The organism is Nonomuraea sp. CA-218870, assembly GCF_050936535.1.
Taxonomy (GTDB): domain Bacteria; phylum Actinomycetota; class Actinomycetes; order Streptosporangiales; family Streptosporangiaceae; genus Nonomuraea; species Nonomuraea corallina.
The window spans coordinates 1,334,126-1,346,564 of record NZ_JBNJMN010000001.1 but is presented as its reverse complement, the minus strand read 5'-3'; the positions used below and the strand labels follow the sequence as shown (position 1 = coordinate 1,346,564).

The following is a 12,439-nucleotide window of genomic DNA, read 5'->3' as shown; positions in this document are numbered from 1 at the left end:
CTTGCAGGTGTTAACCGCCGCGTTTGCAATTGCAAGCGGCGGGCCGCATAATCGAGGTATGGCACTTCCGAAAGTCGGCTCGATCGGCGAATACATCCGCGAGCAGCGGCAGCAGGCGAAGATCTCGCTGCGCCAGCTGGCTGCCGCGGCGGGGGTGTCCAATCCCTACCTGAGTCAGATCGAGCGCGGCCTGCGCAAACCGAGCGCGGAGATCCTCAACCAGATCGCCAAGGGTCTGCGCATCTCCTCGCAGGTGCTCTACGTCCAGGCCGGCCTCATCGAGGATCACGAGCCTCCCAGCGACGTCATCACGGCCATCAGGGAAGACCCGAACATCACCGAGCGGCAACGCCAGGTGCTGATCGATATCTACGAGTCGTTCCGCAAGGAGGGACCGGCCGAGGGCGAGCAGACCTCCCAGAACGCCCACCCCCGGACGGCCTCCGCACCGGACGACGAACAGCCGCTGCCGCCTGAGCTCCTCGCCGCACTTGAGCCCTACGCGGCGAGAAACGGCGGCGGCCCCGCCAGCCAGGAAACGAAGGAAGGTTAACCCATCATGACGCTCGCCACCGAAGTCAGGAAACTCACCGACACCAAGCCGTTCTACGCGGTCGCGGGGGCCGGCGACTACGCCGTCGAGAAGCTGCGCGAGCTGCCCGAGCAGCTGCAGAAGCTGCAGTCGCGCCGCGCCGAGCTGAGCAAGGAGCTGCCGGAGAAGGCGCGCGCCTACGCCGGCAAGGCCGAGGGCATCGCCAAGGAGCTGCCGGAGTGGGCCCGCGAGTACGCGGGCAAGGCCGAAGGCATCGCCAAGGAGCTGCCCGAGAAGGCCCGCGAGTACGCCGACCAGCTCGGCCACCGGGCCGTCGAGGTCTACGAGGAGTTCGCGGTCCGCGGCCGCAAGGTCGTCAGCAAGACCAGCGGCGAGGCCGCCCTGGAGCTGGAGGAGATGTCGGAGGCCGCCGAGCCGGCCGCCGCCGCCACCACCGCGCCCGCCAAGACCGCCAAGACCGCCAAGAAGCCCGGCGCCACCAAGGCCAAGGCCTGACCTTCCGCGCGAGCCCGCCTCCGCATGGAGGCGGGCTTCCGCGTTCGCGGCATCGGTACCCGACCGTAGCGACGTTTCCGGTGCCCGGGGAGCGCGGGCGGCCATTAGGCTGAAGCCGACTCATCGCGGCATTGGGCGGGAGCCACAACATGCAATTCGTCAATTTGGTCTTCAACCTCCTCTTCTCGGTGCTGTCCCTGGTCGTTCTGGGCATGGCGGGATACGCCCTGGTGCACGCGCTGCGGGTGCCCGCCGCCGCGTTCGTCTCGGCGGGCAAGCTGCAGAAGAACATCTGGCTGATCATCCTGATTTTGGCCACGCTGTTCTCCGCGGCGGGTGCCTGGGCCTACGTGACCACCTTCATGCTGATCGGCGGCGCCCAGTTCATGGGGATCGGCCTGGGGCTGTTCTCCGTCGCCGCGGTGATCGCGGCCACGATCTACATCGTGGACGTCAAGCCCGCGGTGAAGGGCATGGGCGGCAACAGCGGCCCTTACGGCCCCTGGTGACCTGCCCCCTGATCTAGGCTCCCGGTCATGACCACCGATCTGCACGGGCGCACCGAGCGCCTCGAACTCTCCGACCAGAGCCTGCGCGACTTCGAGGCCGTGGTGCTCGACGCGACGCCCGACGGCATCGTGGTGAACAGGTCGGCCTTCTACCCCGGCGGCGGCGGCCAGCCCGCCGACCACGGCGTGCTCATCTGGCAGGGCGTCGAGACCCGCGTCGTCGGCGTGCGCAAGGGCGACGACCTCTACCTGATCCCGGCCGAGGGCGACCCGATCCCGCCGGTGGGCACGGTCGTGCGCGCCGCCGTCGAGGACGAGCGCCGCTCCGCGCTGATGCGCACCCACTCCGGTCTGCACGTGCTCTGCGGGGTGGTGTTCCGCGACTTCCGCTGCCCGGTCACCGGCGGCAACATGGAGCCGTCCATGTCTCGCGAACAGCAGACTGTTGGAATCGCCAGGATGGACTTCAACCTGCCCGAGGTGCCGCCCGGCTTCAAGCAGTCGATTGAGGACGCCTGCAACGCCGAGATTCGGGCCGACCGGCGCATTGACGTGCGGGTTCTCCCCCGCTCCGAGGCGTTCGCCATTCCGGACATCATCAGAACCGCAACGAACCTAATCCCCGATTCGGTCACCGATGTGCGAATCGTGGATATCACAGGTTTGGACACCCAGGCGGACGGCGGAACGCACGTCGCCTCCACCGCGCAGATCGGCCAGCTCCGGGTGGCGAAGGTGGAGAGCAAGGGCCGCGGCTTCCGGCGCGTGCGGGTCGAGATCTGCGACTGACCGTGAACCCGCCCACGGCGGGGCGCGTCCTACTCGGTACTCGGGGCAACGCCAAGCCGAGGGGTCGCCATGCGCACCATCATGCTCGCCGCCGCGGCGGCCGTCGTAATGCTCGTCGGGTGCGGGCAGCAACCGGCCGCCCGTACTTCCCTTTCCCCCGCAGCGCCGAGCACTACCGCGCCGCCGGCGGACGGCGGCAGCTACGCCTCGCCGCGCGACATCGTGGCGAAGCTCACCGCCGCAGGGATCGCCTGCAGCGACTACACGCCCGTCCCCGACCCGATCAACGCGAAGGAGCTCGGCGGCTGCCAGGGCGGCAATCTGGTGGTGGGCATCTACGAGCGGGAGGGCGATGTGCAGGCGCAGGTGGAGATCTATCGGGCGGTTGGCGATGAGCTGGACAGCGGGCCCGATGTGGTGACCGGCCGGAACTGGACGGTGCACACTACGAACAGGGAGCATCTCGACTTGGTGTGGAAGGCGCTCGGCGGCAAGGTGCACCTGGAGTAGGCGTCAGTTCCCCTCTCGCGCCCGATACCAGGGCTCCCCTCTCACCCCTCGCGCGGTGGTGAACAGCGTCATGGCGTTCGCGTAGTACCGCTCTCGATCCTCTGGGACGCAGTCGTCGAAGAACCGCATAGATAGGTTGCATGCCTGGCAAAGCACGCCGCGAACCCGTTTGGTCCGGTGATCGTGGTCGATCGCGAGCGGGTCTCGATCGACGGGCCATAGCTTGGTGTCCGTCTTGCGGCACACCTGACACCTGTAACCGGCGGCAGCCTTTCGGGCGGACACTTCGGCGGCGGTGCTCTGCGCTCCGTCGGCTCGGAGGGTTTCCGCCAGCTGATGATCCACTTTCGTGGGGCTGGACATGGAGGAATGGCTGATAGTCCAGAGGGTTGTCGTGGTACTCACGCAGGATCCTCAGTCGCCGGGCGGAACCGAACCGCGCGCCCCGAGCGACGCGACCGAGTGGCCCAGAGCATCCCCCGATGGGCCGCCCACCACTTACGAGCTTGACGCTGCAGATCATGCCGAGGAAATACCCGCGCTCGTCAGCGTGGTCGAACAGGGTCATCTCCCTGACTGCTGGCTTCCCCCGGCCTTCGAGGGCGACGTCCTCGAAGGCCGGGGCGTTCGCAGATCTTGCATACGAAGCCGCCCAGGTCTTCTATCTGTGCGCGCGTGAGGTCGTTGCGTCGTTTGGCGTGCTCCTTGGTTCCCCGAAAGATCCTGCGAGCGTCCTCCCGTGTCATGCAGGCGGAGCAGAGATCAGCGAACAGGACTAGGGGGACGGCGCTAACAGCCGCCTTCGCATTGGCTGTCGGGCGTACATCCGCATGAGCGGCAAGGTGTGATAACGGCGTTGGGTGTGGGATCCCCCTCATCGGGGGCGTAGTCGCTTCGCCTGGTTCTGTGGCGAGCAGGCCTTTCGCTGAGCCGGAGAGTCCTGCGGCTGGGTTTGGGATCCGGGCGACAACTTCGGCTCGGGGTCTGGTCTTAGCCATGTCGTCTCCTTGGGTCAGCCGTCCCCGGGCCTGTTGTGGCAGATGCCGGGATTGACCGCGTTTATCCTCCCAGGTCGCGTTCGGTTTCGCGCGCTCGTTCGATTCCTCTTGCGAGAGGTAACAGTGTTCCCGCGGAGCGCCTAGTCGACCCCCTGTTGCGAGCCGTACGTTAAGCGAATGACAAAGGCGCAGCGTCGGAACATCCATCCCGCAATCCAGGCCGCCCTCTGGGCATTGAGTAGCGGGCACTGCTACTCGCCTGGCTGCCCCTTCCCGGTCGTAGTTGAGGTTCGGTCAGGCATATACAAGAAAAACGCCCAGATCGCGCACATCTACGCGGTGAAGCCTGGAGTCCCACGCTATCGCCCCTGCCGCACTCGCGAAGAAGAGGTCGAGCGCGACTCGTTCACAAACCTGCTGCTTGTGTGTCTGGCACACCACGCTGCCATCGACGACAAGACAGACGGTGAGCGGCTTTATCCTTCGAAGCTTCTTCTGGAATGGAAGAAGAAACACGAAGGCAAGCACGGGCCTCACCTGGCCAGGATCGGGCCAGTCAGCGAGGAGATGCTGGAGCGGCTCCTCACCGAGAGTTTCGCCCCACCGGTGGCTCGCCTGCAGGAGATCGCTGATCAGCTTGAGCGAACCGGCACCCTGAACGCGGATGCGCTTGCCGAACTCAAACAAATCATCTCAGTCATGAAGGATTCCCCAGATGGCCCTGACGCTCGCGCGGCCCGGGATCTCGCGTTCGCCGCCGACGTCTTCTCGAATCTCGATCTTCGCTCTTCGGCCAAATCGCTCGGCCACGCTGCCGACATTCTGCCTGGTCTCCTCAAGGACATGGATCGTAAGATCAACCGTCTTGGCGGCATAATGTGATCGACTGATGGCGGGCTTTACCCCGCCATCCTTACCCGCGCACCGAGGTACCGCTTCCCGAAACGGGGCCGTGAGCCGACCTTCGGCGTGCCATCGGCGGATGGTGTGGGCTGGGATCCGGTAGACGGAGGCTTCGTCCGTCGTGAAATCCGCTTGCGGATTGCGCTCACGCATCAAGCATGGCTCATGGCGCTCATGATCCTTCCGGCGCGCCTACATCACCGCAAACCAGGGCCAGCCCTACCATTCCGGGATGACGCTGGATCCCGCCATCATCCCCCTGATCGCAGCAGGAGTATCAGTCCTCACCGCAGGCATAGCGGCCACGGCCGCCCTCATCGTGCCCTGCCGGTCGTTCAAGTTCGCTCGGCGCCTCGAGGCTGACAAGCGACAGTTCGAGCGGCGCGCCGAGATCTACGTGGAGCTCCTTTCCTCCCTCTGGGCAATCCGCGATGCCGTGGACCCACTCACCCCTACGCCCGCCACCGAGGTCAACACAGGTGACATGAGGGACGACAAGGCTCGGCAACTTGTCGCTAAGGTCCACGCTTTCGCCTCTCCGGAAATCGTTGAAGCCCACACCAGCTTCTCAACCGCCTTCATGGCCTGGCTCGATGCGTCAAGCCGCACATCCACGGCCATCGGAGAGGCTCATGCCACCGAGGTCGCGCGTCGTTCGCTCGCCATCAAACAACTACGCGAGTCGCTGGCCGCGCTCGAGCAGCGCATTCGGCAGGAGCTCCAGCCTGAATCTCGAGAGCGGAATGGATCGAAACGTCATCTCGCCAGCGCGGCACCCCGTAAGTTCCCCGCATGACAATCGACTGGAGTGACCCTGCGTGGGTCGCCATCGCCGTCGCCGTGGGCGCCGCGCTCGTTTCCCTGGGAGCGCTCGTGGTCGCATGGCGTGGCCTGAAGTGGCAGAAGAAGGCCGCCTTAGCTGCTGACCGATCGGCGAACGCTGCGGAGACGGCGACAGCGCTTCAGACGCTGGAAGCCGGCCGCAGTGCGCGGGATGCCGCCCCGGAGGGGCGGGTGGAATGGACGTTGGATCGGAGCCGGGACCGGTTCACGCTGCGCAACACGGGCACAGCCATCGCCACGGGCGTCAGCGTCGGGGGCCCTGGGGTGGCTCAGGTCGGCACGCAGGTTCCGCAGGATGCGGCTGTGCGTCCTGGAGCATCGGTCAGCTTCATGATGGCGGGAAGCCTCGCTGATCGCTTACCGGACGAGATCGAGGTGACCTGGCATGGGCATCCGGATCCGGTCATCCTGCCTGTGCCGTCACGCGAGTGACGCCTTGTTGTCGTCGCCCCTGGTCAACCCACCATCTTCGCTCGAGCCCCGAGGTACCGCTTCCCGAACCAGTGCCACTGCGTCGTGTCCAGCACGAGCGGGCACACGTCGCAGTAGACCTCCGACGGCGGTGGTCACCATCCCTGCGTACCGTCGCGAACAGCATCCCGTCGCACGGCCCGTCATCCAGCGCCCCGATGCACGGGCCCACCACAACCGGCAGCCGCGCCGGGTCGATCACGTTGAAGGCTCGGGCCGTCCACTCCGCCACCATGTCCTTGAACGCGCCCGCGTCCGGGTGGGCGGCCAGCCAGTCGACGTGCCTGCCGAGCCACAAGCACTGCGCGGATGGGGACGGGACCGGCGCGTGCAGCCCACGCTCGGCTGCCACGAACGCGGTGAGCCAGCCGAGGTCGTGCCGGAACTGGGAGAGCAGGTCGCCGGCGCGCGGGTTGTACGGGAGCGGCTGGGTGCGACTGCCGGACACGGGAGGCCCAACGGCGGTGCGGGTAGCGGGGAGTTGGGCAAGCACGTCGGCGTACAGGTCGGGCAAGGCGGCGAGGGCGCGGCCGAAGGCGGCCCGGCACTCGCCGCACAGGTTGATGCCGTCGGCGGCGTGGCGGGGGCGGTCAGGGTCGTGGCGGTGGAGGTGGCGGGCTTGGCAGAGTGCGGGTTGGGCGTAGCGTCGAGTCATGTGCGTCCTCGTTTCCGGTGGCGGAACCTCTGCCATGCGCTGGCCGGACGCCACACGGTGCCGAGCCGGTGCATGCCTCGGTGGAGTCGGCAGCCGTACCGGTCGCACCAGTCGCAGGCGTGGCCGACACGCCCCAGTTTCTGGCAGTGGTCGCAGCGCCATAGGTCGCCGGGCTGGCCGGTGGCGTCGGGGATGCAGCCGCCGGGTGCTGGGGGCGCGCATTGGTGGGTGGTGGCCGGGTCCGTGTGCTTGATCCATGCCATGGCGTTATCCGTGGTAGTCGGGGCTGGCGTTGTCGGTGACCCACATCTCGTACTCGTCCGGGGTCATCTCGTCCGGGTCGGGGGCGGCGGTCACAGCGGAACCTTCTCGACGTTGGGCGGGATGGAGTTGAGGGGCGCGAGGAACGGCTCGACCGGCAAACCCGACATTTACGGATGCGTCGGACGGACCCGATACGATGACCGGCCATGACCGGTATCAGGATCGTGCTCGCCGCACTGGTGACGACCGCCCTGGCGCTGACCGCCGCGCCGGCCCTGGCGGCGAACGCCGGGATCACCGACGAGGTGACCATGACCCTGGGCGAGGACGGCACGCTCCACGTGGTCGAGAAGATCACCGGCGGCTCGGGTGAGCTGAAGCGGACGTTCGTGACCCGTACCCGTCACGACGACACCCACGACCGCCTGTACGAGATCACGAACGTCAAGGGCGGCGCCTACGCCGACGGCGTGCTGACCGTCACCGCGCCCGCGACCGTCGAGTACGACGTGAAGGGCGCCGTCACCCCCACCGGCCAGGTGGAGGAGCTGCGCTGGTTCGCGGTGGGCGGCTGGAACGTCTCCGTCGACCGGGCCGCCGTCGTGGTCACCGGTCCCGGCCAGGTGCAGAACCTGTCGTGCTTCGCCGGTGAGCTCACCTCCGCGATCGGCTGCACCACGGCCGCGATGGACCACACCGGGACCCGGGCCGAGTTCGAGCAGCAGGGCCTGGCGCCCGGCCAGGCGCTCACCGTCGTGGTGGGCTTCCCCGAACGCGCGAGCGGCGGGCGGCCGATCCTCGACGAGCGCTTCTCGCTGGCCAACGCGTTCGCGCTGAACCCGGTGACCGGCGGCGCGCTGGCGGCCCTGCTGGTGCTGCTGCTCGGCGGCGTCGGCCTGCTCTACTGGACGCGGGGCCGCGACGCGCGGGTCATCGGCCACGAGCAGGGGGCGGTCAACCCCGTGCAGAACGGTCACTTCTCTCCGCCCGACGGCGTCCGTCCCGGCCAGATCGGCACGCTCGTCGACGAGCAGGCCGATGTGATCGACGTGACCGCCACCATCATCGACCTGGCCGTGCGCGGCTACCTGCGGATCGACGAGCAGCCGAGGCAGACCTACGACGCGCCCGACTGGCTGCTGGTACGACTGCCGCACGCGCCGGCCAACACGCTGCTGCCGTACGAGCAGGCGCTCCACGACGCCATCTTCGAGGGCCGGGACGCGGTGCTGCTGTCGCAGCTGTCCGGCTCGTTCACCGCCCATCTGGGCGAGGTCCGCGACGCCCTCTACGCCGACGTGGTCCGTCAGGGCTGGTTCGCCCGCCGCCCCGACGCCGAGCGGACCCGGTGGACCACGATCGGGATCGTGCTCATGGTCGCCGGCGTGCTGGCCACGGCCGCGCTCGCCTGGTTCACCTCCTACGGCCTGCTCGGGCTCGCCGTCATCATCGCGGGTGGCGCGCTGGCCGTCGGCGGCCAGTACATGCCGGCCAAGACCGCCAAGGGGGCCGCGGCGCTGGCGCACACGCTGGGCTTCCGCGAGTTCCTCTTCTCCGCCGACCTGGGCAACGTGCCGGAGAAGGATCGGGTCGAGCTGTTCTCCCGTTATCTCCCGTACGCGGTGATCTTCGACGGGGTGGAGCACTGGTCGCGGCTGGTCGCCTCGGTGACCGGCAACGGCCAGCAGGCGGACAACCTCTACTGGTATCACGGGCCGGCGGAGTGGGATCTGTCCAAGTTCGCCGGCTCGATGCGCACGTTCACCACGACCACCTCGGGCGCCATCTCCGCCACCCGGCAGTTCCGTACGTTCTGACCTGCGTCAGCGCTGGACGGTGCGCACCCGCAGCTCGCCCACAGGTTCGCCGCCGCCCGTCACGTGGTGGACGGCGAGCGCGTCGAGCGCCGGCGAGGTGAGGCCGAGCGAGCGCAGCGCCGCCACGGTGAGCGGGGTGCGGGCGCGGGCGGAGCCGTCCTCGACCTTGATGACGCCGACCCGGCCGTCCTGGAACGCGAACGCCTGGAAACCCTCCGCGCCCGCCTTCACCATCAGGCCCGGCAGCGCCCGCATGAGGGCGGCCTCGTGCCGGTGGGTGCCGGACGTCCACTCGGGGTGGGCGCGCATGGTGTCGAACACCGCGCGCTCCCGGCTGTCGCCGGCGCCCAGCGCCAGCGACCGGAACGCCCTGGCCACGCCCAGCATCGAGACGAAGAACAGCGGCGCCCCGCACCCGTCGACCCCGGAAGCGGCGATCCGCTCCCCGGTCAGCTCCTCCACGGTGGCGCGGACCGCCCGCTGCAACGGGTGGGTCACCTCCAGGTAGGAGGCGGTGGGCCAGCCGTTCACGACGCAGGTGGCGAGCATGGCGGCGTGCTTGCCGGAGCAGTTCATGTGGACGCGGCCGCGCTCGGTCACCTGCCGGTCCTCCGGGTAGTCCTCGGGGCAGCGCAGCACCGCCTCGTCGAGCCCCGCCCCGGCCAGGATCTTCCTGACCCCCTCGACGTGGTAGGGCTCGCCCGCGTGGGAGGCGCAGGCCAGGGCCAGCGGCTCACCGGCCAGGTCGAGACCGTTGCGGAGCATCGCCAGCACCTGCAGCGGCTTCATCGCCGAGCGGGGCGAGGCCGGCACGTGGACCGCGCCGTGCACCTCGACCGGGCTGCCCACGGCGTCGAGCGCGAGCATGCGCGCCTCGTGCCTGGACTCCACGAACCCGGACCGGACGACCTCCACGACCAACGCCATCAAGCACCCCTTTCGCCCCGAGTCTACGGAGGTCCTGCGGCTGGGCCAGAATGGGATCCCATGCGAGCAGTCGTCCAGCGGGTGAGCTCCGCCTCCGTGGCCGTCGACGGCCGGACGGTCGGCGCGATCGACGAGCCCAGCCTCCTCGTCCTGGTGGGCGTCACCCACACCGACACCCGGTCCCAGGCGGTCAAGCTGGCCGCCAAGCTGTGGGGCCTGCGCGTCCTGCACGGCGAGAAGTCCTGCTCCGACGTGTCGGCGCCGCTCCTGGTGATCAGCCAGTTCACCCTCTACGGCGACGCCCGCAAGGGCCGGCGCCCCACCTGGCAGGCCGCCGCGCCGGGGCCCGTCGCCGAGCCGCTCGTCGACGCGGTGGTCGAAGAGCTGCGCGGGCTGGGCGCGCACGTCGAGACGGGCAGCTTCGGCGCCGACATGAAGGTGTCGCTGGTCAACGACGGCCCGATCACGCTGATCCTGGACGTCTAGCCCACGCCCCGGCCGCTCCGCACCCGGCCGGGCTCGGCCGGGTTGAGGGCCGGCGGCAGGCGCCGGGGTTATCGGACGCGCCGCCGCAGCGCGGGGTCGATGCTGACGTTGCGCCCCGCGTCGGGCGGGACCACGACCTCCTGAGCGGCCGCCACGCCGCCGGCCAGCAGCTGGGCGTCGACCGGGACCGTCCGCTTGATCAGGGCCAGCGCGATCGGCCCCAGCTCGTAGTGGCGGGCCGCCGAGCCGACGAAGCCCACCTCCTGGCTCTCGAAGATCACCGGAGCGCCGTGCGGGGGAAGCGTGTCGACGCTTCCGTCGAGGTGCAGGAAGACCAGCCGGCGCGGCGGGTGGCCCAGGTTGTGGACGCGGGCGACCGTCTCCTGCCCGCGGTAGCAGCCCTTGGCGAGGTGGACGGCCGGGCCGATCCAGCCCACTTCGTGCGGGATCGTCTTGTGGTCGGTCTCGAGCCCCAGCCGGGGCCGGTGCGCCGCGATGCGCAGCGCCTCGTACGCCCACAGGCCCGCGAGCGGCCTGCCCAGATGGTCGCCCAGCTCGGCGCGCGGCACGAACACGTCGCCGTCGGCCGTGGACAGCACCGCGAGGTCGTCGGCCCGCGTCACCTCGACCCTGAGCATGAACCGCATCCGGTCGAGATAGCCGATCAGGGCGTCGGCGGTGCCGGGCTCGACGTGGGCCAGCACGGTCTCGCCGTCGTCGACGAGCGTCAGGTAGTGCTCCACGCGGCCCTGCGGGTCGAGGACGAGCGTCTGCGTCCACTCGCCCGGCCGGAGGGTGTCGAGCTTCTGCGAGGTCAGGTCGTTGAGCCAGGTCAGCCGATCGGCTCCGGTGACGCGGACCACCTCGCGGTTGCCGCGGTCGACGACCGCCTCACCCTTGACCAGCGCGCGCTGCTCGGCGTACAGGTCGCCGTAATGAGCCGCGACGTCGGCGTCGGGAGCGTCGGCGGCGACGGCTCCCCGCAGATCCAGCAGTGGGCTACGCATGCCTCACAGGCTATCTGCACTCCCGGCAGCGGCCGAAGACGGTCAGGTGGTGGACGTCGGCGGCGAACCCCAGCTCGTCGTCGAGCCCCCGCACCAGCCCGTCAGCCAGCTCGGGCCGGACCTCGATGACCTGGCCGCAGCCCCGGCACACCAGGTGGACGTGGTCGGCCTCGGCCGCCAGGTGGTAGGTCGGCGCGCCGTGACCCAGGTGGGTGTGGGTCACCATGCCGAGCTCTTCGAGGAGTTCGAGCGTCCGGTAGACGGTGGAGATGTTGACCCCGCGGGCCGTCTCACGGACCTTGCCGCAGATCTCCTCGGGCGTGGCGTGCTCCAGCTCCTTGACCGCCTCCAGGACGAGCTGGCGCTGCGGAGTGACCCGGTAACCCTTGGCGCGAAGCTCCTCATGCCACTGCGTCTCCGTCATGTCAACGAGTCTAAGGCCCGCTTTAATCGCTTGCCCTGTTCGCTGCCGAGCGCATAGCTTCATGAGTACGCGGAAAGGAGGTGGTCCACACAATGGGTAGTCATAGTCGGACCAGCGAGGTGGTTGTCCGCTGAGACGCGGGCTGTTGTCTCGCAGTCGTACGCGAATACGAGGCAACCACCGGGGCCCCTGGCAGCCGGAGGGCGCGACCACAGGTCGTCGCCTTTGGTCCATCCGGCCCGCTCCTGGCGAGCGGAGCGTCGCCCGGGGCCCTTTCTCATGTTCAGCCGACCTTCTTGAGCTCCGCCGACATGTGCGACGTGAGCGGCTGCCCGACCGCGGCCATGTCGTAGGCCCACATCAGGTTGCCGTTGACCAGCCCGTAGAGCCGGCGGCCCGCGGTGTACTCCTTGGCGGAGACCGTGCGCGCCACCACGTCGGTCCGCAGGTCGATCTTGTGGAAGACGACCTCGCCCACGTAGATCTCCACGATGCCGGTCGGATGCGCCAGCACCACCTCCAGCTGCCGCTCGGGCAGCGCCCGCCAGTAGCCCGATTCGGTGGCCAGCGGCCTGACCGGGTTGCCGTCCTGGTCGAGCAGCCACGTGCGGCTCACGTACGTCAGGAAGGGCTTGCCGTTGTGGCCGAACTCGATCTCCTGACCGAAGTTGAAGCTCTCGATCGTCGGATAGCCGCCGACGCCCGCGCCCTCCCACCGTCCGAGCAGGAAGGCGATCGGCTCCAGGTCGGGATGCACCTGTGGTTCCTCCATAGGCGCCACCCTAGTG

Annotated in this window: 16 protein-coding genes; 10 read left to right on the top strand and 6 right to left on the bottom strand. The window is 68.9% G+C overall.

The window, feature by feature from the left end; genetic code table 11:
• Positions 1-58 precede the first annotated feature (58 nt).
• From ACQEUU_RS06850 to ACQEUU_RS06830, 5 genes are all read left to right on the top strand, one after another.
• The gene (locus ACQEUU_RS06850; protein WP_433061812.1) at positions 59-553 is read left to right on the top strand and encodes a helix-turn-helix domain-containing protein; all 495 of its coding nucleotides are present in this window, start codon (positions 59-61) and stop codon (positions 551-553) included.
• A gap of 6 nt (positions 554-559) precedes the next feature.
• A complete protein-coding gene (locus tag ACQEUU_RS06845; protein ID WP_433061809.1) occupies positions 560-1,048 on the top strand; it encodes a hypothetical protein in 489 nt (162 codons plus the stop codon).
• Between the two features lie 149 nt (positions 1,049-1,197).
• A complete protein-coding gene (locus tag ACQEUU_RS06840) occupies positions 1,198-1,557 on the top strand; it encodes a DUF2516 family protein (protein ID WP_433061806.1) in 360 nt (119 codons plus the stop codon).
• 27 nt (positions 1,558-1,584) lie between these two features.
• A complete protein-coding gene (locus tag ACQEUU_RS06835; RefSeq protein WP_433061804.1) occupies positions 1,585-2,346 on the top strand; it encodes an alanyl-tRNA editing protein in 762 nt (253 codons plus the stop codon).
• Between the two features lie 69 nt (positions 2,347-2,415).
• Positions 2,416-2,856 carry a hypothetical protein gene (locus ACQEUU_RS06830; RefSeq protein WP_433061801.1) on the top strand — a complete coding sequence of 147 codons (441 nt, stop codon included), beginning with the start codon at positions 2,416-2,418 and terminating at the stop codon, positions 2,854-2,856.
• Between the two features lie 3 nt (positions 2,857-2,859).
• On the opposite strand, the gene ACQEUU_RS06825 is transcribed toward ACQEUU_RS06830, so the two are convergent.
• Complete coding sequence (locus ACQEUU_RS06825; protein WP_433071756.1) at positions 2,860-3,219, bottom strand: endonuclease domain-containing protein; 360 nt, start codon at positions 3,217-3,219, stop codon at positions 2,860-2,862.
• A gap of 812 nt (positions 3,220-4,031) precedes the next feature.
• On the opposite strand from ACQEUU_RS06825, the gene ACQEUU_RS06820 reads away from it, so the two are divergent.
• The 3 genes from ACQEUU_RS06820 to ACQEUU_RS06810 all read left to right on the top strand — a co-directional run bounded on the left by ACQEUU_RS06820 (position 4,032) and on the right by ACQEUU_RS06810 (position 6,032).
• Positions 4,032-4,736 carry a hypothetical protein gene (locus ACQEUU_RS06820; protein ID WP_433061799.1) on the top strand — a complete coding sequence of 235 codons (705 nt, stop codon included), beginning with the start codon at positions 4,032-4,034 and terminating at the stop codon, positions 4,734-4,736.
• Between the two features lie 253 nt (positions 4,737-4,989).
• Positions 4,990-5,553: a hypothetical protein gene (locus tag ACQEUU_RS06815; protein ID WP_433061798.1), complete on the top strand. Its 564-nt coding sequence runs from the start codon at positions 4,990-4,992 to the stop codon at positions 5,551-5,553.
• A complete protein-coding gene (locus ACQEUU_RS06810) occupies positions 5,550-6,032 on the top strand; it encodes a hypothetical protein (protein ID WP_433061796.1) in 483 nt (160 codons plus the stop codon). The genes ACQEUU_RS06815 and ACQEUU_RS06810 overlap by 4 nt, the downstream gene beginning before the upstream one ends.
• Here ACQEUU_RS06810 and ACQEUU_RS06805 read toward each other — a convergent pair.
• Positions 6,004-6,726 (bottom strand): hypothetical protein, encoded by a 723-nt coding sequence (locus ACQEUU_RS06805; protein WP_433061794.1) that lies wholly within the window; start codon positions 6,724-6,726, stop codon positions 6,004-6,006. The genes ACQEUU_RS06810 and ACQEUU_RS06805 overlap by 29 nt on opposite strands.
• A 470-nt stretch (positions 6,727-7,196) precedes the next feature.
• On the opposite strand from ACQEUU_RS06805, the gene ACQEUU_RS06800 reads away from it, so the two are divergent.
• Positions 7,197-8,807, top strand: coding sequence for a DUF2207 domain-containing protein (locus tag ACQEUU_RS06800; RefSeq protein WP_433061792.1), 1,611 nt, complete (start codon positions 7,197-7,199; stop codon positions 8,805-8,807).
• 6 nt (positions 8,808-8,813) lie between these two features.
• Here the strand turns inward: ACQEUU_RS06800 and ACQEUU_RS06795 are convergent, their stop codons facing one another.
• Positions 8,814-9,734 (bottom strand): asparaginase, encoded by a 921-nt coding sequence (locus ACQEUU_RS06795; protein WP_433061789.1) that lies wholly within the window; start codon positions 9,732-9,734, stop codon positions 8,814-8,816.
• 60 nt (positions 9,735-9,794) lie between these two features.
• Between ACQEUU_RS06795 and dtd the strand changes: the two genes are divergently transcribed.
• Positions 9,795-10,220: a D-aminoacyl-tRNA deacylase gene (dtd, locus tag ACQEUU_RS06790; protein ID WP_433061786.1), complete on the top strand. Its 426-nt coding sequence runs from the start codon at positions 9,795-9,797 to the stop codon at positions 10,218-10,220.
• 68 nt (positions 10,221-10,288) lie between these two features.
• Here the strand turns inward: dtd and ACQEUU_RS06785 are convergent, their stop codons facing one another.
• From ACQEUU_RS06785 to ACQEUU_RS06775, 3 genes are all read right to left on the bottom strand, one after another.
• Positions 10,289-11,227, bottom strand: a complete 939-nt coding sequence (locus ACQEUU_RS06785) for a YgfZ/GcvT domain-containing protein (RefSeq protein WP_433061783.1) — start codon at positions 11,225-11,227, stop codon at positions 10,289-10,291.
• A 10-nt stretch (positions 11,228-11,237) separates the two neighbouring features.
• Positions 11,238-11,651, bottom strand: coding sequence for a Fur family transcriptional regulator (locus ACQEUU_RS06780; RefSeq protein ID WP_433061780.1), 414 nt, complete (start codon positions 11,649-11,651; stop codon positions 11,238-11,240).
• Between the two features lie 283 nt (positions 11,652-11,934).
• Positions 11,935-12,423: an FABP family protein gene (locus ACQEUU_RS06775; RefSeq protein WP_433061777.1), complete on the bottom strand. Its 489-nt coding sequence runs from the start codon at positions 12,421-12,423 to the stop codon at positions 11,935-11,937.
• Positions 12,424-12,439 lie beyond the last annotated feature (16 nt).

Coding starts and splice junctions, on each gene's coding strand:
- ACQEUU_RS06840 (WP_433061806.1), top strand. CDS start 1,198: ATGCAATTCGTCAATTTGGTCTTCAACCTCCTCTTCTCGGTGCTGTCC.
- ACQEUU_RS06795 (WP_433061789.1), bottom strand. CDS start 9,734: ATGGCGTTGGTCGTGGAGGTCGTCCGGTCCGGGTTCGTGGAGTCCAGG.
- ACQEUU_RS06785 (WP_433061783.1), bottom strand. CDS start 11,227: ATGCGTAGCCCACTGCTGGATCTGCGGGGAGCCGTCGCCGCCGACGCT.
- ACQEUU_RS06775 (WP_433061777.1), bottom strand. CDS start 12,423: ATGGAGGAACCACAGGTGCATCCCGACCTGGAGCCGATCGCCTTCCTG.
- dtd (WP_433061786.1), top strand. CDS start 9,795: ATGCGAGCAGTCGTCCAGCGGGTGAGCTCCGCCTCCGTGGCCGTCGAC.
- ACQEUU_RS06830 (WP_433061801.1), top strand. CDS start 2,416: ATGCGCACCATCATGCTCGCCGCCGCGGCGGCCGTCGTAATGCTCGTC.
- ACQEUU_RS06805 (WP_433061794.1), bottom strand. CDS start 6,726: ATGACTCGACGCTACGCCCAACCCGCACTCTGCCAAGCCCGCCACCTC.
- ACQEUU_RS06835 (WP_433061804.1), top strand. CDS start 1,585: ATGACCACCGATCTGCACGGGCGCACCGAGCGCCTCGAACTCTCCGAC.
- ACQEUU_RS06780 (WP_433061780.1), bottom strand. CDS start 11,651: ATGACGGAGACGCAGTGGCATGAGGAGCTTCGCGCCAAGGGTTACCGG.
- ACQEUU_RS06845 (WP_433061809.1), top strand. CDS start 560: ATGACGCTCGCCACCGAAGTCAGGAAACTCACCGACACCAAGCCGTTC.
- ACQEUU_RS06820 (WP_433061799.1), top strand. CDS start 4,032: ATGACAAAGGCGCAGCGTCGGAACATCCATCCCGCAATCCAGGCCGCC.
- ACQEUU_RS06810 (WP_433061796.1), top strand. CDS start 5,550: ATGACAATCGACTGGAGTGACCCTGCGTGGGTCGCCATCGCCGTCGCC.
- ACQEUU_RS06815 (WP_433061798.1), top strand. CDS start 4,990: ATGACGCTGGATCCCGCCATCATCCCCCTGATCGCAGCAGGAGTATCA.
- ACQEUU_RS06800 (WP_433061792.1), top strand. CDS start 7,197: ATGACCGGTATCAGGATCGTGCTCGCCGCACTGGTGACGACCGCCCTG.
- ACQEUU_RS06850 (WP_433061812.1), top strand. CDS start 59: ATGGCACTTCCGAAAGTCGGCTCGATCGGCGAATACATCCGCGAGCAG.
- ACQEUU_RS06825 (WP_433071756.1), bottom strand. CDS start 3,219: ATGTCCAGCCCCACGAAAGTGGATCATCAGCTGGCGGAAACCCTCCGA.